Origin of the sequence: Halodesulfovibrio sp., assembly GCF_015482765.1 — a bacterium.
In the GTDB taxonomy this organism is placed as follows: Bacteria; Desulfobacterota; Desulfovibrionia; order Desulfovibrionales; family Desulfovibrionaceae; genus Halodesulfovibrio.
Genome location: NZ_JADMLB010000040.1, coordinates 35,500 through 55,098, shown reverse-complemented (window position 1 = coordinate 55,098; position 19,599 = coordinate 35,500). Strand labels below are relative to the sequence as shown.

The 19,599-nt window shown below is 44.5% G+C and carries 11 protein-coding genes and 4 pseudogenes; 11 read left to right on the top strand and 4 right to left on the bottom strand.

Annotated elements, in window-relative coordinates; genetic code table 11:
• Window positions 1-16 precede the first annotated feature (16 nt).
• Together QZY95_RS06070 and QZY95_RS06065 are read right to left on the bottom strand one after the other, a co-directional pair.
• On the bottom strand, window positions 17-1,315 hold the full coding sequence (locus tag QZY95_RS06070; protein ID WP_290920626.1) for a TRAP transporter large permease: 1,299 nt from the start codon (window positions 1,313-1,315) through the stop codon (window positions 17-19).
• A gap of 2 nt (window positions 1,316-1,317) precedes the next feature.
• Window positions 1,318-1,830 carry a TRAP transporter small permease subunit gene (locus tag QZY95_RS06065; protein WP_290920623.1) on the bottom strand — a complete coding sequence of 171 codons (513 nt, stop codon included), beginning with the start codon at window positions 1,828-1,830 and terminating at the stop codon, window positions 1,318-1,320.
• 425 nt (window positions 1,831-2,255) lie between these two features.
• On the opposite strand from QZY95_RS06065, the gene QZY95_RS06060 reads away from it, so the two are divergent.
• Window positions 2,256-4,178, top strand: a complete 1,923-nt coding sequence (locus QZY95_RS06060; protein ID WP_290920621.1) for a sigma 54-interacting transcriptional regulator — start codon at window positions 2,256-2,258, stop codon at window positions 4,176-4,178.
• Between the two features lie 166 nt (window positions 4,179-4,344).
• Here the strand turns inward: QZY95_RS06060 and QZY95_RS06055 are convergent, their stop codons facing one another.
• Both QZY95_RS06055 and QZY95_RS06050 read right to left on the bottom strand, forming a co-directional pair.
• A complete protein-coding gene (locus tag QZY95_RS06055; protein WP_290920618.1) occupies window positions 4,345-5,886 on the bottom strand; it encodes a HAMP domain-containing sensor histidine kinase in 1,542 nt (513 codons plus the stop codon).
• A gap of 143 nt (window positions 5,887-6,029) precedes the next feature.
• Complete coding sequence (locus QZY95_RS06050) at window positions 6,030-6,761, bottom strand: response regulator transcription factor (RefSeq protein WP_290920615.1); 732 nt, start codon at window positions 6,759-6,761, stop codon at window positions 6,030-6,032.
• A gap of 237 nt (window positions 6,762-6,998) precedes the next feature.
• Here QZY95_RS06050 and QZY95_RS06045 point away from each other — a divergent pair.
• From QZY95_RS06045 to fliD, 10 genes and pseudogenes are all read left to right on the top strand, one after another.
• Window positions 6,999-7,574: pseudogene (locus QZY95_RS06045) on the top strand (flagellin); the annotation flags it as partial.
• An 840-nt stretch (window positions 7,575-8,414) separates the two neighbouring features.
• Window positions 8,415-8,720: pseudogene (locus tag QZY95_RS06040) on the top strand (flagellin); the annotation flags it as partial.
• Between the two features lie 327 nt (window positions 8,721-9,047).
• Window positions 9,048-9,623: pseudogene (locus tag QZY95_RS16630) on the top strand (flagellin); the annotation flags it as partial.
• 861 nt (window positions 9,624-10,484) lie between these two features.
• Window positions 10,485-10,790, top strand: a pseudogene (locus QZY95_RS16625) (flagellin); the annotation flags it as partial.
• Between the two features lie 716 nt (window positions 10,791-11,506).
• Window positions 11,507-12,055 (top strand): sigma-70 family RNA polymerase sigma factor, encoded by a 549-nt coding sequence (locus QZY95_RS06030; protein WP_290920609.1) that lies wholly within the window; start codon window positions 11,507-11,509, stop codon window positions 12,053-12,055.
• Complete coding sequence (locus tag QZY95_RS06025; protein WP_290920606.1) at window positions 12,045-12,719, top strand: FlgD immunoglobulin-like domain containing protein; 675 nt, start codon at window positions 12,045-12,047, stop codon at window positions 12,717-12,719. Before QZY95_RS06030 ends, QZY95_RS06025 begins: the two co-directional genes overlap by 11 nt.
• Window positions 12,719-14,320: a flagellar hook protein FlgE gene (locus QZY95_RS06020; RefSeq protein WP_290920603.1), complete on the top strand. Its 1,602-nt coding sequence runs from the start codon at window positions 12,719-12,721 to the stop codon at window positions 14,318-14,320. The genes QZY95_RS06025 and QZY95_RS06020 overlap by 1 nt, the downstream gene beginning before the upstream one ends.
• 23 nt (window positions 14,321-14,343) lie before the next feature.
• On the top strand, window positions 14,344-16,356 hold the full coding sequence (locus QZY95_RS06015; protein ID WP_290920600.1) for a flagellar basal body rod C-terminal domain-containing protein: 2,013 nt from the start codon (window positions 14,344-14,346) through the stop codon (window positions 16,354-16,356).
• Between the two features lie 9 nt (window positions 16,357-16,365).
• Window positions 16,366-17,562 (top strand): flagellin, encoded by a 1,197-nt coding sequence (locus QZY95_RS06010; protein WP_290920598.1) that lies wholly within the window; start codon window positions 16,366-16,368, stop codon window positions 17,560-17,562.
• A 9-nt stretch (window positions 17,563-17,571) separates the two neighbouring features.
• Window positions 17,572-19,293, top strand: coding sequence for a flagellar filament capping protein FliD (gene fliD, locus QZY95_RS06005; RefSeq protein ID WP_290920595.1), 1,722 nt, complete (start codon window positions 17,572-17,574; stop codon window positions 19,291-19,293).
• The last annotated feature ends 306 nt before the right edge of the window (window positions 19,294-19,599 follow it).

Here is a 19,599-nt window from a genome sequence, read left to right as displayed (position 1 = left end):
TACTCCTTACGAATTGTTAGTAGCCTAAGAGGCTAGGTAAATAGAGAGCCAGTTGTGGCCAGAAGGACGTGAGAAAAACAACCGGAACATACCCGAATAAAATAAGAATCATTGCGGGTTTAATTACATCAACGAACTCTACTTCCCCGATGCGGACACCAAGGTAGAGAATACTTGCGTACGGAGGTGTAACGCCGCCCATAGCAGTGTTAACGCCGATGATTGCAGCAAAGTGAATAGGGCTTACGCCAATTGCCTGCATTAACGGGAGCAGCAATGGAGCAGTAAGAATAATAGAAGTGATGTCGTTAACAATCATGCCGATGAAGAAGAGCAGAATGTTAACAAGGATCAGCAGTAATGTTTTATCTGTAGTAATAGTGAAGATGCCTTCAACAAGAGCCTGTGGAATTTCTTCCATTACAAACATCTGGCTGAGCATAAGACTGAATACAATCATAACCATGATTGCGCCGATAGCAGTTGCAGCGTCTTTGGATGCTACGAGGAACTTTTTCCAGGTTAAGCCCTTGTACACAAGGAAGCCAACAGGGAAAGCGTAGATAACCGCTACAGCAGCAGCTTCTGTAGGCGTCATGATGCCGCCGTAAATGCCGCCGAGAATGATAATAGGCATAACAAGCGCAGGCAGAGCGAGCAGTGTAGAGGCTGATGCCATGCGTACTGTTTCCGCAATTGGTTTCGGCTCGTCGATAACGAGTGGGAACTTGCGGCACATAACGAGGTTAACGATAGCAAACAGGAAGGTGATAAGCAGACCCGGTCCAACTGTTGCCAAGAAACATGCAAGAATGGAGGTGTCTGTTACCCAGCCGTAAACGATCATGGTAACACTCGGTGGAATAAGCAGACCGAGAATAGAAGAGTTTGCAACCAGAGCAGTTGCGTAGCCTCTTGGGTATCCTTTGGCTGCCATTTCCGGAATAAGAAGCGGGCCTGTTGCTGCAACACCGGTTAATCCACTACCGGAAATTGCACCGATGATAGCGCAGCTTAAAGACGCTACGATACCGAGGCCGCCACGGATTCTACCAACAAAAATATTAACAAAGTCTAGTAGGCTCTTCGCGATACCGCTTTCACTCATAATCGCACCGGCAAATACGAAGAGCGGGATACAGAGCAGTACCGGGTTGGAAAGCTGACTGAAGCCCCAGAGCATGGTTCCTTTCATGGTAGCGCCGCCCACAATGTGCATAAACATAAGTGCGCCGCCGAAACAGAATGGTAATGGAACACCAAAGCTCAGCATTACGATGAGTAATCCGATTGCCATTAAAGAAATTTCAACCATTGCTATGCGCTTCCTTCGTTTGCTTCATGCAAACTTGTAGTGACTGGTTTGCTTCCCAGCAGCATAAAACGACGAATGTTCCGAACTAAGTGCTGCAGACCAAAAAGGGTCATGAAGAGCAGACCGAGGAAAAGGGCACATTCTGCGTAGAAGGTCGGGAGGTAGATTGTAGGGGTCTCTTTCCAGACACGGAAAGCATAACGGAAGTAGTCCCATGCCCAAGTAGTGAGCCATGCGGAAACAATTACTGTCATGATGTCCGCTACGATACGCACGCTCAGCTTAGAACGGTCGGTTTTTAAAAACACGTCCAGAACGTTCGCTTTAATTTGTGTGTCTTCGCGGGAAGCGTTCACACTGCCGAGCAAGTAAAGCCATAGAGTAGGGTAGATTAGTATATCGTCCAGTCCCATAAGTGGGGCTTGCAGTATGTAGCGCCATATGACCTGTATAAACTGCAGAATAGCTACAGAGCTTAACAGTATTGTCAGGCCATACCGAAATTGCTTCTCCATACTTTTCTCCTTCTATGGTTATGTGAGTTAGTGGGTGTATTGTGATTGTTGTGCTTATATGCAACGCATGTTCCGTTTTTGATGCCGAACCGTTGGTATATAAAAATTACATATTTGTTTCTTTTAGGTGCAGCTTGTGAAAATCCAATGTTTATGCTTGATTTCGACAAGATTGTTTAAACAATCAACAAGCGAAGTTTTTTCGATGGGTTAGCTTTGTGCAAGAATAAGTGGTAGCAGGGGGGGCGTGATTAGTGTCTCAAAATTAGTCACTATGGCGTTGCAGAAATGATTAGAAAATAAAAAGTGAGCTAAATCAAATGGATAAATATAGTGTCTTATTTTGAGACATGTCTTATTTTGAGAATAGCTTATATTTTTGCTAATGTTTTAAGTGGGTAAGATAAGGTAACTGGTTACGTTTTATGAGAGAACAAGAGCTTGGAAAAATGAAAAAAGGGCATGTGGTTGATTCATTAACAATGGGTCGGCTCATTGACGAATCCCATGCTCGTTCACAGAAATTCGGAATAGACTCCATGAGCCGTAATACGTCACAGGAGTGTATTTCAGATGTTGATTTGGAAAAACGACGTGCAGCCAATGATGAATTGTTGCAGGTTGTGCTCCCACATTTTGCTGAATTTTTTGATCTGCTGTCTCCGGATGATTTTCTTATCGCTGCGATTGATGCAGACGGGTACATCTTACATATTACCGGATCTGAGCTTTTGAAGAAGCAGTACCGACAGCGTAACTGTGCTCCGGGGTTTCGGTGGACCGAAAAAGATGTAGGCACAACAGCAATAAGTATGTGTCATAAGCATCATATCCCTATTCAACTTACCGGTGCAGACCACTACTGTAATCTTGCGCATCATTTAACCAGTTCCTCTGCTCCGATTTTTGGGGAGGGAGGGGAGTTGCTGGGCATTCTTGTTGTATCCGGCGCTAAAGAATTTACGCACCCTCATACGTTGTACATGGTTACGACTGCGGCACGTGCTGCTGAAAGACAGCTGCGTGTTACGCGTCGTAATAAGACATTGGCACTGCATATTGGGTTCTTCGACAAAGTGATTGAATCTGCCAGTACAGGGCTTCTTATTCTGAATGGTGAGGGAGAGATCTGGAAGATTAACGGAAAGGGAGCCCGCATTTTAAAATCTGATAATCTGGAAGGGAAACATATTTCAGCGCTGGATGGTTTGTCTCTGGATATTGAACAACTGCGTTCCTCCTCTCGTCGTTGGGAAAACAAAGAGTGCTGGGTACGCTGCGAGCGCGGAACAGTACCGATATTGTATACAGCACAGGCCGTTCTTTCAGAAACAAATGAAATGCTGGGTGCGGTACTTGTTTTTAACGAAATGAGCGAGATCCAAAAGCTTGCTGAGAACATTGCCGGCGCAAAAGCGCACTATACATTCCCGATGCTTGTTGGGCGTTCAGAACGTTTTTTGGAAGCAATAGATCTTGCGCAAAAGGCAGCAGACTCAACAGTAACTGTTTTGTTGCAAGGTGAAACAGGCACAGGCAAGGAGCTGTTTGCTCAAGCCATTCATAACCACGGAAACCGCAGTCACTATCCATTTGTACCAATTAACTGTGGTGCAATTCCCGCGGAGTTGCTTGAAAGTGAACTGTTCGGATATGTCGAGGGGACGTTTACTGGTGCGGTGAAAGGAGGACGTCCGGGTAAGTTTGAATTGGCTGACGGCGGTACTATTCTCTTAGATGAAATTGGTGATATGCCGCATCATATGCAGGTAAAACTGCTGCGTGTTTTGCAAACTGCCGAAGTGTATCGAATTGGAGCAAGAAAGCCGGTAAAAATTAATACCCGTATTATTGCCAGCACTCATGTGAATTTGAGTAAAGCCGTAGAGCAGGGACGGTTCCGAGAAGATTTGTACTACCGATTGAATGTACTGCCAATTAACATTCCTCCGTTACGAGAACGGGGAAATGAAGATATTTTAGAACTCGCTATGCTCTTCTTAAACCGTGGTACTCCTCTTCCACGTACGTTTTCGCCAAGTGCTCAACAGGCGTTGGTGTCGTACCATTGGCCGGGTAATGTTCGCGAACTGGAAAATATTGTTCAGAGAGCTTTGCATAGATGTGAAGGAGAAACTCTTGATGCAGAGCATTTTGCGTTACCAGTTAAGGAGCATGTACGACATGTTCCGACAGGCACGCTTAAAGACATGGAACATAGACTCATAGAAGCGACGTTGCAGGAAACAAACAATAATATGGTTGAGTCTGCAAGACGTTTGGGGATATCTCGAGCAACACTTTATCGAAAAGTCGAAAAGATGAGAGATACGGTATATCCTGCTTAGTGTTCTTTTATACTGAAATAAAAAAGCTTCTGCATTTGGTTGCAGAAGCTTTTTTATTTGATGAGCTAATGAAGACTTTTTTGGGGCAGAGTTGCGTTGGAACCTCTTTGCCGTATTCTATGGGGTCTTGTTGGAGATACTTGTTTTGTCGGGAGGCGAATACCTATTATCCGAACATCTGTTCCACTGCGGGTTCGAGATTAGCACATTCGGCTGGGCTTAACTGTTCTGCGAATTCAACTGTAAGCAATGTTCCTCGAGTCTTAGTACTTGTCATGTAAATATCTGCTTTATGGGCGTTTGCGATTAATTTTGCTGAGTACGTTCCAAGCCCCGTCCCCTCCTCTTTGCCGTGCGTTACATACTTGTTGAAGAATTTGTCTTGAATTTCTTCAGGTACAAGGGTGCTGTTGTGAATTGTAACAGAGTGATCTTCAGTCTGGAGAGCTACAGTGACGATATCGTCACTGTTTGAGGCTTCAACAGCATTGACAACAAGGTTAGAAAATAAGGTTTGGAGCAAACGATATTCGCCTGCAACTAAGAAGTTGTTAGTGGTGCTGACAGGGTGGTTGTTGAATGTTATCCGCAGCATCACATTTTGTCGCGTGAGCATGGATGTGATGTCGTCCTGAATCTCAAAGAGCAACTGTACCAAATCAACGGAAGTTGCCCGAAGCTTATAGATACCTCGTTCCATTTTAAAGATGTCGAGGTTGTTGTTGATCATATCGAGAATTCGGTAACCAGCCATTTCGATTTTTTTAATATACTTTTCTTGATGCTCTGTAAGGCTGCCTTTTGAGAGAAGAAGTTCAGGATATCCAATGACAAGGTTTAGTAATGACTTCAGATCATGCTGGTTGATGCGTTCAACTTCGCATCGAATCATTTCTGCTTCTTCTCGCTCAGCTACTTCAAGGACAAGCTGGGCATTTTTTTTGGCCAGCTCAGCCGTACGTAATTTAACAGCATGCTCCAGCATTCTCTTGTGTGATGTGAGAAGGCGGTCGCGTTTTTCAATTTGATCAAGCATTGAGTTGAACTGTGTAACCAGATCACCAAGCTCATCTTTTCCCGTGTAGGGCACACGTAAGGTATAGTCTTTGCTTTCACCAATTTCTTTTGCTGCTGCCGTTAAATCATACAGTGGCTGGAGCATTCTCTTATAGAGCTTTTGAGCAATAAGAAAACTCACAAGGATACCTGTTGCTCCGGCAATAGCTGAAAGCAGCAAGTACATTGTGAGTCCCTTGCCAAGGACTTTTGAATGGGAGCCAAGTAAAATATAGGCATGTATTTTCCCATTATCAACCACTGGCTGGGCAACAACAAGCACAGATGAATTTTGTACTTTTCGTGTTGCAAGAACTTCTTTCAGATCAAAGTCTAAATCATCACCGGAAGACTCCAGTATGATTCCTTCAGGAGTTACAAGAGCAAGGTAATCAGCAAAAGGCCACGGCCATGGATTAGCGTTACTTAGTTTACGTATTATCGGAACAGCGGTTTCAACAGCAAATGGCTGGGGCAGACTGAATGCAAGGCTGCGTGTGCAATCCTCAAGGCGTCTGGCAGAACGGGAGTTTTTGGTAAGCATTATGCTCGTTGCGGAAACAAGAATAACAGTACAAATCGCAATCGCACTCATTGCTGTTATGGAAAAAATGATACGTCGGTTTAAGGGCGCAAAAAAAGAGCGGAACATTTTTGTGCTCGTTATGTTGAAAGTAGTTAATAGGCATCCGGAAAGGAAGGGGGGGGATGATTTCCGGATGCCTTGAACCCATGAGTATTGTATCGCTGCCTCTGTCGGGGAATGACAGTTTTATGGTGGCAGAGGGGGAAATACTACATGTGCATAACTGGTTGTGTTGCTTGTTCTGGAATTGCTAACAGATAGCCGTTTCCGCGAATTGTTTTAATAGTAGCGCAGTGTTTGAGCTTTCGGCGTAAATTACTCATGTGCACGTTGAGAACATAGTCGTCCAAGGATGGATCACGCCCCAAGGCATCTTCGAGAAGTTGTTCGCGTGTAATGAGTGCCCCTGCGTTACTCGTGAGCATTTCCAGAACATTGTATTCGGCACTGGTCAGCTGTACCGGTGAATCATCAATCTGTACGCTACGCGCAGATGGAGTAAGTGACATGTTGCCGATAATAATTTTGTGTGCCGGGTCCAGTTTGGTCGGCGCATTGGGAACCCCTGCAGCTTTTACAGGAACAGTGCGGCGCAAAATAGCACGGATACGCGCAGCAAGTTCTCTTAGAGGACAAGGTTTGGAAACATAGTCATCTGCCCCCATTTCCAGCCCGACTACTTTATCTATTTCATCACTACGGCCTGTGAGCATGATTACTGGCATGGTGTACTCGCCTCTGATCTTTTGTAGCAGATCAAAACCGTTCATGTCCGGAAGCATGATATCAAGCAGCACAATGTCATAGGTATCTTCTTTAAGTTTTTCGATACCTGTCATAGCGTCGTGTGCTGTTTGGAGCGAAAAGCCTTCTCCACTTAAGTAGCTTCCGAGCAGCTCACCTAATTCAAAATCGTCGTCGATAAATAAAATGCGTTTCATACCACCTCCAACGGAAACATAGGTGAACCATACGATGTTTATGTTTTTTTCATCAACTTAATAAATGTTAAGTGAACGTATGAAAAATATTTGTTGAGTGTAAAAGCTCCAACTAGGAAAAATTTTCCGCTTTATAAACAAAATGAGGGGCTGCCTCCGTATTCATTTGCATAGAGCATGTCGCTCTTGACGAAAGACAATTGCAAGGATGCAAAATTACAAACCTGGAGGTTTACTATGTCTCTCATCATTAACAACAACTCAATGGCAAATACCGCAGCTCGTAACCTTAACACCGCATACAAACAGTTGACCGAATCTACTGAAAAACTGTCTTCCGGTATGCGTATCAACAGCGCAGCAGATGACGCAGCAGGCCTTGCTGTTCGTGAAATGATGCGTGCACAGGTTACTACATTGAATCAGGGTGTTCGTAACGCAAACGATGCGATCTCTATGATTCAGACTGCTGACGGTGCCCTTTCCGTAATCGATGAAAAGCTTATCCGTATGAATGAGCTTGCAGAACAGGCTGCTACCGGTACGTACACCGATGAGCAGCGTGCAATTATCGATCAGGAATACCAGACTATGGCGGATGAGATTACCCGTATTTCAGATTCTACAGACTTTAACGGCCAGAGCTTGCTTAATGGTGCGCTCGAAGACGGTTCAACATATGTAGATGGTGATGGGAATACGCAAACTGGTAGCTCAATGACTATCCACTTCGGTACCGGAAACGATGCTGATGAAGATAAGTATAGCATTGAAATTGAAGATGTTAGTTCAGATGCGTTAGGTCTTGGCAGTGATTCTTTGGACTACAAAATCGACGAAAATGGTATGGCTACAACTCAGGATGGTAATGCAATTTACCAGAATGAAGATGGCGATATCTACATCGATGGTACTGACCCAACAATGGATTCAGCAAAGCTTGCTGCACAGGGCTTTACTCAGGTTCAGTTGAAAGAAAAAGTTGCTGATCCAACACAGGAACAGAAAGCCAAGGACGACCTGACGGCACTTGCAGAAGCAGGTGTTACAGCTGCTCAGGCAGCGGCTGCGGGTGGTACTACAACCGCTGTAGAAATTGACGGCGAAGCTGTGGAAGCATCTTTTGATGCAACTACGGGTGAACTGACATACGGTGTTGGTGCTGGTGGTGATGCTGTGGAGATTGAAGCAGATACAGGTCACCTGCTTATTGGTGGTAACAAAATGTACGCTACCATTGATGCTGATGGCACTGTTTCCATGCATGAAGCTACCGGTACAACTATTCCTGATGCAGGTTACGCGGTGTCTGTAGCGGCTGATGGTAGTCTAACTGTAAATATCGATGGTGATGACAAGAGTTTGATGACGTCTACCAATACTGACGGCTCAACAAACTATCATATCGAAGACGAAAGTACTGACATCCCAGCAGATGCTACCATGATGAATGTTGGCAAAGATGCTGTAGAACAGAACTTCAGCGTTGCAGCTGATGGTTCCGCAACACTTGACGGTGCTGCCGTTAATATCAACGGTGGTAACTATGAGCTTGCCGGTGGTACCGCGGCAACATTTGATATGGGTGTAAAAGTGGCTTCAGATGACGAAATTGCGAGTTTTGAAAAAGAGCTTGGTAAAACATCTGAATACGCTGGCTCCAGTATTGCGACACAGGAAGGCGCTCAGGCAGCACTTGATGCAATCGGTAAAGCCATTGATATGAAAGATAAAAACCGTGCGAACCTTGGTGCGTACGAAAACCGTCTCGAGGCTACAATCTCTAACCTTGAGATCCAGAGTGAAAACCTCTCAGCTGCTGAGTCCCGCATTTCCGACGTGGACGTAGCAACAGAAATGACTGAATACACCTTACGTCAGACCATTTCTTCAGCTGCAACTTCAATGCTTGCACAGGCTAACTCACTGCCGCAGAACGCATTGAAACTTATCGGATAAATAATTCAAAGCCAGCCGACTTTTCTGGCTTTACGCTGTAATGACTTACCGCCCCTGATTTTTTCCAGGGATCAGGGGCGGTTTTATGAAAAAGAAGACGCAAAGAATCTCACAAGAACTCTTAAGGGTTTGTGAGGTTTTGTTTGCGTCTTTTTATGTATTCTAAAGAACGTGTTAATGGCGCGCGTTTTTACATAAAAAATCAGTAAAAACATATAATGCTTTATAAACGAAACAGTAAGTCTCCCGCGTATTCATATGCATAGCGTAAAGCGAAAATGAAAAAGTCATTGCATGGATGCAGAATTACAAACCTGGAGGTTTACTATGTCTCTCATTATCAACAACAACTCTATGGCAAACACCGCAGCCCGTAACTTGAACAGTGCATATGCAGATTTGACTAAATCTACAGAACGCTTGTCTTCCGGTATGCGTATTAATAGTGCAGCTGATGACGCAGCAGGACTGGCTGTTCGTGAAATGATGCGTGCACAGGTTACCACATTGAATCAGGGTGTTCGTAACGCAAACGATGCTATCTCTATGATTCAGACAGCTGATGGTGCGTTGTCTGTTATTGATGAAAAACTTATTCGTATGAGTGAGTTAGCAGAGCAGGCTGCTACCGGTACCTACACTGATGAGCAGCGCGCTATTATTGATCAGGAGTACCAGTCTATGGCTGATGAAATTACTCGTATTTCTGATTCAACAGATTTTAATGGAACCAAGTTGTTGGACGGTTCTTTGGATGAAGGCGCGGAATACATTGATGAGAACGGGCAGACTCAGACCGGCAGTTCTATGAGTATTCATTTTGGTACCGGAAACGATGAAGATGAAGACAAGTATTCCATTAATATCGGTGATGTAAGTTCCGACGCGCTTGGCCTTGGCAGCGATTCTCTGGACTATAAAATTGATGAGAACGGACTTGCTACAACACAGGATGGAAAAGCCATCTACCAGAACGCCGATGGTGAAATCTACATTGATGGTACAGACCCTACAATGGATGCAGCAAAGCTGGCGGCAGAGGGGTATACACAAGTTCAGTTAAAAGAACGTGTTGTTGGTGATCCGGCGGAAGAACAGCAGGCAAAAGATGATTTGGTTGCGCGTGGAGAAACCACTGTAGGTGACGCTCATACAGCGGCAATGGGTGGTGCTGACACAGCTATTACCATTGATGGCGCAGACCTTAATGTGAGTTTTGATGCGAACGGTAATCTTGTTTACGGGGTTGGTGGCACAGCCAACGCTGAAATTCAGGCAGATACCGGAATGCTGCTTGTAGATGGTAAAGCTATGTACGCAACCATTGATGCAGATGGTTCTGTAAAATTACAGCAGGCTACATCGGCTACTGTTCCGGAAGCAGGCTACCCTGTAATTGTTGGGGCAAATGGCGATCTTACCGTTAATATTGAGGGTGAAGATAAGCACTTAATGACTTCAACTGCTTCTGATGGTTCAGCTCAGTACTTCATTGAAGACGAATCAACCGATATCCCAGCGGATGCTTCAGTGATGAATATTGCTCAGGATGCGGTAGATCAGAGTTTCACAATTAATTCAGATGGCAGTGCTTCCCTTGGTACAGTAACTATTCAGGATAACGGAACGAACTATGCTCTTACCGGCACCGGTACACCGTTGACAGGCACAACTGCTGATACCGCGTTTGCCATGAGTGTTTCTACAATTCCTGATGAGGAATTATCTGCTTTTGAAAAAGAGCTTGGTAAAACAGGTGAGTATGCTGGCTCCAGCATTGCGACTCAGGAAGGCGCTCAGGCAGCACTTGATGCAATCGGTAAAGCCATTGAGATGAAAGATAAAAACCGTGCAAACCTTGGTGCGTATGAAAATCGCCTTGAGGCAACTATCTCTAACCTTGAGATTCAGGCTGAAAACCTTGGTGCAGCTGAATCACGCATCTCCGATGTGGATGTTGCAACAGAAATGACTGAATACACACTGCGTCAGACAATTTCTTCTGCAGCTACTTCAATGCTTGCACAGGCCAACTCGCTTCCTGAAACTGCATTAAAGTTGATTGGTTAACGCGAAATATTTGGAAGCAGCAAGCTCATGCAGCATGCTGCAAGCCCCCGATTCTCCTGCAGGAATCGGGGGCTTTTTTGTGGGCGCAAAACAAGCAGCATCTGGGTACAGCTTAAAATAAAAGGTGATGGAAGCTCTTTTAGAAAAGGTTTTTTACAAGATTGGCCAGCTAACTTTTGTGTGAGCTAACGCCTAGTCAGTTTGTGATTGAATGCAAGTGTTTCGTTTCGGGCTCTAGAATATTGCGTTTGTCTTTGTACTGGACTGTTATATTGAGATATTTTTGTAGAGTGATCTTGTTTTTTAAGAGATTGATTCAATCATTCATTTATAGTGGCAGGACAACTGCTTCCATGAATTTACGCTGGTACCCCTCTATCTTTTACAGATGGTATTTCTTGAAAGGGTACTCTTTGCCCACCTCCTTTTCCTTTGCCCTGAATTTTTACGCTTGAATGTTAGGCAATATTTACCGCCTGATAAAACTGCACTGTAAAACCCTCCACTAGGCAAAAATTTCCTGCTTTTTTCCGAAAAAAACACGCCAAAAAACGCCTGAATCTAAAGAAAGCTTAAGTGAAAATCTCCCACCTTAATCGCTTTTTGTTTTTCTCAACATTTCCTTTAGCTCTTGTGATTGTAACTTTAGTGCAATTTTACGGAAACGTAATGTTGTTGGGCATGTGTGTTGCTCAATAGTAAGCATGGAGTTCAAGATGAAACAATGCATAAGAGATAAATCTAGTTCAGATATCTATAATGATTTCTTCGTTGACCATACAACATTAATAAAAAGAACAATCATAGCGGTTTTGAAAAAGTTTAACTCACGCATCGATTCTACAATAGTAGATGAAGTGTTTCAAAATGTTGCGCTTAAAATTATCAAAAACAATTATCTTGATAAATACGATAGCGCAAAAGCAAAGTTGTCATCTTGGATTTACGTAATAGTTGAGTCTTCTATTATTGATGATTTACGAAAACAACAAAAACACAAAACGGAAATATTAGACGAAACTTTTTCAGTAGCTGTAAAAACACATTTCTTTACTGTTCAGAACTATATTCCAAAGACGTTACTTACAGAAAGACAAATGGAAATTTTACTTCTTACTATTGAAAAAGACTATTCAACAAAAGAAGCCTCAACTTTATTGTCATTATCGGAAAGTGCTGTCCGATGCATTAAGCATCAGGCATTACGGCGGTTACGTAATTACTACACTAAATATGACTCCTACGGGGGAAAGCATGACCATTAGCAGCATCAACTCCAATGTTGATACAACAACATCTAATTATCAAAGTTCATCCAGCAGTACTTTGGGTGAAGTTGACTACATGCTGTTGTTGGCAACTGAGCTCCAGTATCAGGACCCGACAGATCCTATGGATACCGAAAAGATCACTGAGCAGACTTGCATGTTTGCACAGCTGGATGCCGTGCAGAGTATCAGTGATCAATTGGCAGGACTGGAGGAAGCCTTGGGAAACAGGGTTGACCCTGTGTCATACCTTGGTCGGGATGTCGAAGTGTCCGGTAATACGTTGACGATGGAAGACGGCGAATCTTCAGATATGACAATGTATCTGGCTGAAGATGCTGAGTCCGTTTATGTCGATATCTACGATTCTGCCGGAAATATTGTTGCGACAGAGGATCTTGGTGCTATTAAGGCCGGCTCTATGGAAATTGAGTGGGATGGAGAGCTGCTTACCGGTGAATCAGCATCCGACGGTAACTACACTGTCGAGATACGTGCCACGGATGCGAATGGTAAGGAGGTAGGGGCAACTACAACTATTAACGATACAGTTGTCTCTGTTACCAACGGTGCTGATGGAGCTTTGTTTACCCTGAAAAATGGGACTGTAGTAAAATACACAGATATCTTTTCTGTAGGTCTTGGTGAGGAGGACGCGTAATGAGTATCACAGGTTCTATGTATAACGGTATTTCAGGATTGCAGGCGCAGAGTCAGGCTACACTTGTAGTCAGTAACAACCTTGCAAACTCCGGCACTGTTGGCTTCAAAAGCTCCAGTGTCATTTTTCAGGATGTTTTTTATGAAACTGTGAATGCAGGCCAGACCGGTAACGGTACTTCTGTCGCCAACATTGATACAGATTTCTCTCAAGGTTCATATCAGTCAACAGGATCAAGTACAGACATGGCAATTTCCGGTGACGGATATTTCATGATTCAGGACCCTAACAATGGAGCGCTGTACTACACCCGCGCCGGTAACTTTGATCTCGATGCTCAAGGGTACCTCGTTGATCCAGAGGGAAACAGAGTTCAAGGCTGGGCAATGGATGAAGGCAGCCCGACTGGTGCAATCGGTGATATTCAAATTGATGATTCTCAGTCTCCGCCTAAGGCTACAGACAGTATTCAGATGTCATTGAACCTTAATGCTTCTGCTGAGGATAACAGTACTGCGACTGTTGATGACAATGGAACACCTGGCGATCCGACAGATGATACAACAAGCTGCGCATATACTGCGTTATTCGATATGTATGACGGCACTGCTTCCCCGCCGCTGGATCAGAGCCGCTATGAATACCAGTCTACCATCACAGTCTATGATGAGGCGGGCGGTACTCACGAAGTAACAGTATATATGGACCCAGTTTCTGTTGATGCGGACGGGCATACTGTTTGGGAGTACACTATCGCCAGTAACCCATCAGAAGATATGCGTGAAGGCTTTGCCGGAACAAGCTCTGCGGGTTTGTTGATGGCAGGTACTATGACGTTTTCTCCTTCCGGTACTATGACCTCAATGTCTGCGTATACTCCGGTGGCATCAACCGGAGCAGGTTTTGATGGAAAAGATCCTGCGAACTGGACGCTTGCAGAGTTTGATTCAGACGGTGTCCCTGTCATGGAAGCAAATTTCTCCGGTGGTGCTGAAAATCAGCAAATTGCTATGAACTTCGGTATGGTGAATAAAGACCATGATACCGGAAACGGCTGGAGCGGAGCTGTGGATAATGACGGTGATGGCGCAATGACATTGGCTGATTTGCAAAATGCCGGTGCTGACGTTGATTACACAGAACTCCCCGGTTTTAACGATCCATACGTAAACTATTCAGCCACAACCTCATATGAATCCAGCTCTGCCACCCTCGGATTATATCAGGATGGTTTTCCGACTGGAACACTGCAAAACATTACCGTCGATCAATCCGGTACAATCATTGGCGAGTACTCAAACGGGCAGACCATTGAACTATATAACGTGGCCATTGCAGATTTTGCCAATGAAGACGGTTTAAGCGCGCAGGGCGGCAACAAGTTTCTTGCTACAGCAGAGTCCGGTGAGGCGATTGTCGGTATTCCGGGAGTAGGTGGTCTGGGTGGCATTTTGTCCAACACCCTGGAAATTTCCAATGTGGACATGGCTCAGGAAATGACCAACCTCATCATTTTGCAATCTGCTTATCAGGCCAACAGTAAGGTTATTACAACTGCAGATACATTATTGCAGACAGCGATTAATCTGAAGCGGAACTAGCTTTCGTTACCTGAGGAGGACGTATGATTAATGCTATCTACAATACTGGTCTGAACGGTATGATGAATTCGCAGACCAGCGTCAATGTTACTACAAACAATATCTCAAATGCTGATGTTCCGGGCTATAAGAAGCAAAGCCCCATCTATCAAACTTCTGGCACAGTTCAGTCCGGAGGGCTGACGCTTGGAACCGGCGCGGAAATTGCGGGTATTACTGCTTCCATGAACTACTTTGTGGAGCAACAGTACCTTGCAACATCCTCAGATGCCTCAAAGTACAATCAGCAATTGATTTACCAGATGCAACTGGAGAGTACGCTCGGTCAGTCTGATACGACAGGTCTGAACGCAGCTTTGAGCGGTTTTTTTGGTGCTTGGAACACTCTTGCAGGTGACCCGACACAACCTGGGGCATGGGAAGAGGTGTTGAGTACTGCGCAGGGAATAGCATCTACATATAATGATACCTATGCGCAAATGGAAAAGATTTATGATTCCATTGATCAGGAAATTTCCGCACAGGTTGTGGAAGCAAATTCACTGATAGACCAGATCGCAGCTTTAAATGCACAGGTTGCGGCGAATCCGACTGATAATCAGGCCGTGGATGCTCGAGATCAGGCTATCAGACAGCTTTCAACCTATGTAAATGTTACTGTAGAATATCAGGTGGACGGTACTGCAACTGTGCTGGCTGAAGGGCGTTACTCGCTTGTTGAGGGACAGGAAACACATCATCTTTCTCATCAGCCGCCACAATCCCGTCAGTCTTTAATGCCGTCCTCTACCTATGACGGTAATATTCAGTTCAGCGGAGAATCAAGTGAAGAGATAATGGTCGAGTTCATTGATGACACGCACTATTACGCTTCCCTTGATGGCGGCAAAACATGGATCACGGATGAAAGTGGAAATCCCGTTGTTTATGAAGCAGGAGATGCGGATAATCCGGAGAACATAGCAGGTGTTGATATCTGGTTTGACACATCATCCGGCAGTCATGCCGCCGGAGACAGGCATTTTGTTACTCCCAAATCCGGCTTGTATCTTGAAAACGGTGACGGAACATTTTTGAATATTACTCCGTTATCCGACGGGCAGAATTCTCTAGCCTCAGACAGAGCCGCTTCAGGGTCTATCGCCGGACTGTTCCTTACACGTGATGATTCTGTGATGCCGACAATGGATGCGTTGGACGGGCTTGCAGAGTCACTTATTTGGGAAACAAACCTTGCGCATTCAAAAGGCGCAGGCCTTGAACATCATACCAGTCTTTCCGGATCGTATGCAGTAAAAGACGCAACGCTTCCTTTGGCAGAAAGCGGGTTGTTTTACGGGGATAAGCTTGAAGCGGGTGATGTAGAGTACGTTCTATATAATGATGACGGCTCTGTTGCTTCAACCGTATCCATTACCGTTGATCCGGCTACAGATTCTCTTGAAGACATAGCAGCAAAAATCAATGCTGCATCCGGTGGTGATTTGACAGCTTCTATTTCCGCTGACGGGACACTGGAAATGGCTTCTGCAACCGGTCTTTCCTTTGAGGTGGCGCAAGATGATGCAAACCTTATGGCAGGGCTTGGGCTGAATACGTTTTTTACCGGAACTTCTGCTGAAACCATTGCCGTGAACAGTTACGTGGCCAATAACCCGCAGCATATTAATGCAGGAGCAGTTGCGGAAGACGGTTCTGTTGTCAGTGGAGATAACACCACAGCAACGCTTCTGGCAGCACTGGCGGAAAAAAATGTCTCCATTACCGTCGGGAATGTGACCTTTAACGACTCGCTCTCAAGCTTTTCAAGCATGATAGTCGCGGATGTCGGTGCAGGTGTGATGCTTGCGGAACAGAATCAGGCATATGCTCAGGGTTCCAACCAGTACTATTACGATTATCAGCTTTCTTCCAATGGTGTGAACGTAGATGAGGAGCAGATAAACCTTATTAAATACCAACAGCAGTACGAAGCATGTGCAAAGGTTATTACTACAGCACGCGATATGCTCGATGAAGTGCTGAACATGCTTTAGGAGGCCGTTATGAGAATTGCTACATCCCAGATATACACCTCATCATTGCAGCAGATTAATAAATCTCTGAGCAGTGTGATGGAATTACAGATGATGACCAGTACTCAGAAGAAGTTGAATGCGCCTTCTGATGATCCATCCGGTGCCGCCTTAAGCATGCAGTTGCGAGCATATTCTGCAACATTGTTGACCTATGAAGAAAACTGCACGCTCGGAGGAAACTACCTTGGGACTGCTGACGGTGCATTGCAGCAGGCAAGTGAGCTTATTATGAAAGTAAGTGAGCTCGCAGAGCAGGGTGCTACAGAGACGTATACAAAAGAGCAGATGGAGGCCATGGCTGTTGAGTTGAAACAGGTGATGGATTCTATTTATCAGGTCAGCAATACCAAGCTTGGTGAAGCATACTTATTTGCTGGAAACGATATAGAAAATAGTGCCTATGAAAAGACCCTTGGTGTCACCATTGATGATCCGACAATGACACATGCAGATGTGGTATCGATTGAAGGAAAGGCTCCGGAAACTGTTTATATTCAGATGACGGGTTCCGGCACCATTGGTGGCCCGGATGACCTTGAGTATCAGTATTCTGTAGACGGTGGTGACACATGGGTAACTGCTACATTGGCTGCTGGTGATACAGAGCTGGTGGCAGGTGATGTTTCAATTACTCTTGCTGCCGGTACTGTAGTTACTGAAGAAGATGGAAGCGGAGAAGGCACTAATTTATATATCAGACCTGCATACGAATACACGGGAAGTGAACAGGAGCTGTCTCTCGCAATTGGTGAGGATACAAGTCTTGATGTGACCTCTAACGGGTCAGATATCTTTGGAGGAGTAGATCCTTCTACCGGAGAGCCGTATCCTGAGCCGAATTTGTTTGAAGCAATGGGTGACCTTGTAGCCTATATGGAAACAGGGAATACCGATGGTGTTGCATCGTGTCTGGACACAATCAACGAGGCTTATGAGCAACTATTGCAAGAGGCTGCCGGTGTTGGTGCAAGGCAGAATACTGCGCAGAATACAGCTATTGCGATAGGTATAACAAAAGATAGAAGTATTTCTCAGATCAGCTCCGTTGAAGATGCTGATGCGACACAGCTTTCAGTTGAGATGGCTCAAGCGGAGTACGTATATCAAGCTGTTCTGTCGACAACTTCGAACGTATTTAAGCTTAACCTTCTCAGTTACCTGTAAGAGGTTCCCATGTCATATATTTCTTCTGTATCTTCCGATGTTACGGCGTATACACCTGCTACCTCATCAGGTGCTGTAAACTTTACCGGTCTTGGTAACGGCACAGATTTTAATGAGATTATTGATGCTCAGATAGAAGCAGAAAGCTTTGCCAAGAAAAAATATGAAGCTCAACTTGCTGAAACAGAAGCATGCCAGTCGTTACTGAATGATCTTGTTACATCAATGGGTGAACTTGATAAGACACTCGATGATATGAATTCTATGAGTGAGTTTTTGGCCATGTCTGTGACATCCTCCAATGAGAGTGTGTCCGGGAAGGTTACAGGGGATATACAAGAGGGAAGTCATACTATTGAAGTGAACCAGCTGGCACAGAATGATGTGTGGGTTAATTCTGGAATATCGTATTCAGAACCGACAGATGTCGTGACTGACGTCGACGCTGTGTTTGCTTTTGAATGTGACGGTGAAGAAATTACTATTGAAGTTCCTGCAAATACAACAGCCCAGCAGCTTGTAGACATGATCAATAATGATCCTGTAGCTCGTGATCTGGTCAATGCGGATCTCTTATCCGATGGGGATACGTTGTACTTCAGGCTTTCGAGTAAAGATACCGGTGCAGACCATGCTATTACCCTTTCCGATACAACAACGCTTACAGGCTATACAACCGCAGAATTTGAAAACGTTCGAACTGCTCAAAATGCACAGATCAAAATTGATGGCTTTCCTTCAGATCCGGATTCTTGGATGGAGCGTGAATCTAATACAGTAGACGATGTTGTTCCCGGTTTGGAACTGACTCTTTCAGACGTTACAGAAGGGCCTGTTAACTTAACTATTTCTTGCGATACAGAAGTGACAAAGGAAAATATTGAGTCCTTTGTAGAGCAGGTGAATACGTTGATTTATGATATTCAAGTTCTTAGCGGCAGAATTGTTACGTATGTGGAAGATGAAGATACTGGTGAAAAGATGGAAGCATACACTATTGATAGTAATTCAATGGATATGGTGTATAACGATCTCAAAAGTCAGTTGTCGATGTCGGTTGTAGGGTTCAGCGGAGAGTATGATAGCTATAATGCTCTGTCCCAGCTAGGTCTTTATACAGATACGAATGAAGGTTCTGAAACATTTGGTCAGCTTTTAATTAATGAAGAAGAGCTTGATGAAATTTTAGAGGACGATCCCTACGCAGTTGCTGAATTACTTGGCTGTGCAAACTCTGGAATTAGCGACACCAGAGGCGTTCAGGTAACGTCTACCATTGATGGCATTACTGCTCCCGGTGCCTACGAGTTTGAATATACCGTTGTGGACGGAGAGGTGGTTTCCGCAACGTTTAACGGGGAGCCTGCCAGTATCGACGGAAATGTGATTACCGCTGCGGCGGGAACTCCGGCAGCAGGTATGGTTATTGAAATTTCAGATTTGTCTGATGGTAAACATGCTGCTGACCTGCGTGTAAAGGAAGGGGTTGTTCCTCAGCTGCAAGATGCGTTGGATTCATGGACGAATGCTGAAGACGGAACTCTTACAACGCTTTCTGAGACATATAGTTCAACTGCAACAAAACTGGAAAATGATATTTATAATCAGGAAGAGCGGTTAGCTAAAAAAGAAGCGGACTTGCGTCGTAAATATTCAGTGCTTGATGGGAAGCTTGCATACTATACAAATTTACAAAGCAGCCTTACTGCGATGATATCGACGACAGGGTAGGGAATATTGACGGGTGTGCCTTCGGCGATAGGTGCATCCGTCTTTTTATTGTAATGGATGTAAGTTGCGGCGTTGAGACTTTATTACTGTGTAAAAAGGATGTTGTTTATCAAAAACAACATCCTTTTTTTATTTTGTTCCTTTGCGGTGAATTGGGGTGATCGGAGTCTGAGACAACTTGGTTGTTTTTTCAAACATAGGTTGGCGTTTCGAGGTATGTGTGTTGTCAGGGTGAAGACTGTCTTGAGAGAAAGATAAGGTTACTCTTAACTGTTGATGAAAAATGTAGAGAACTGGCAGAAAAAA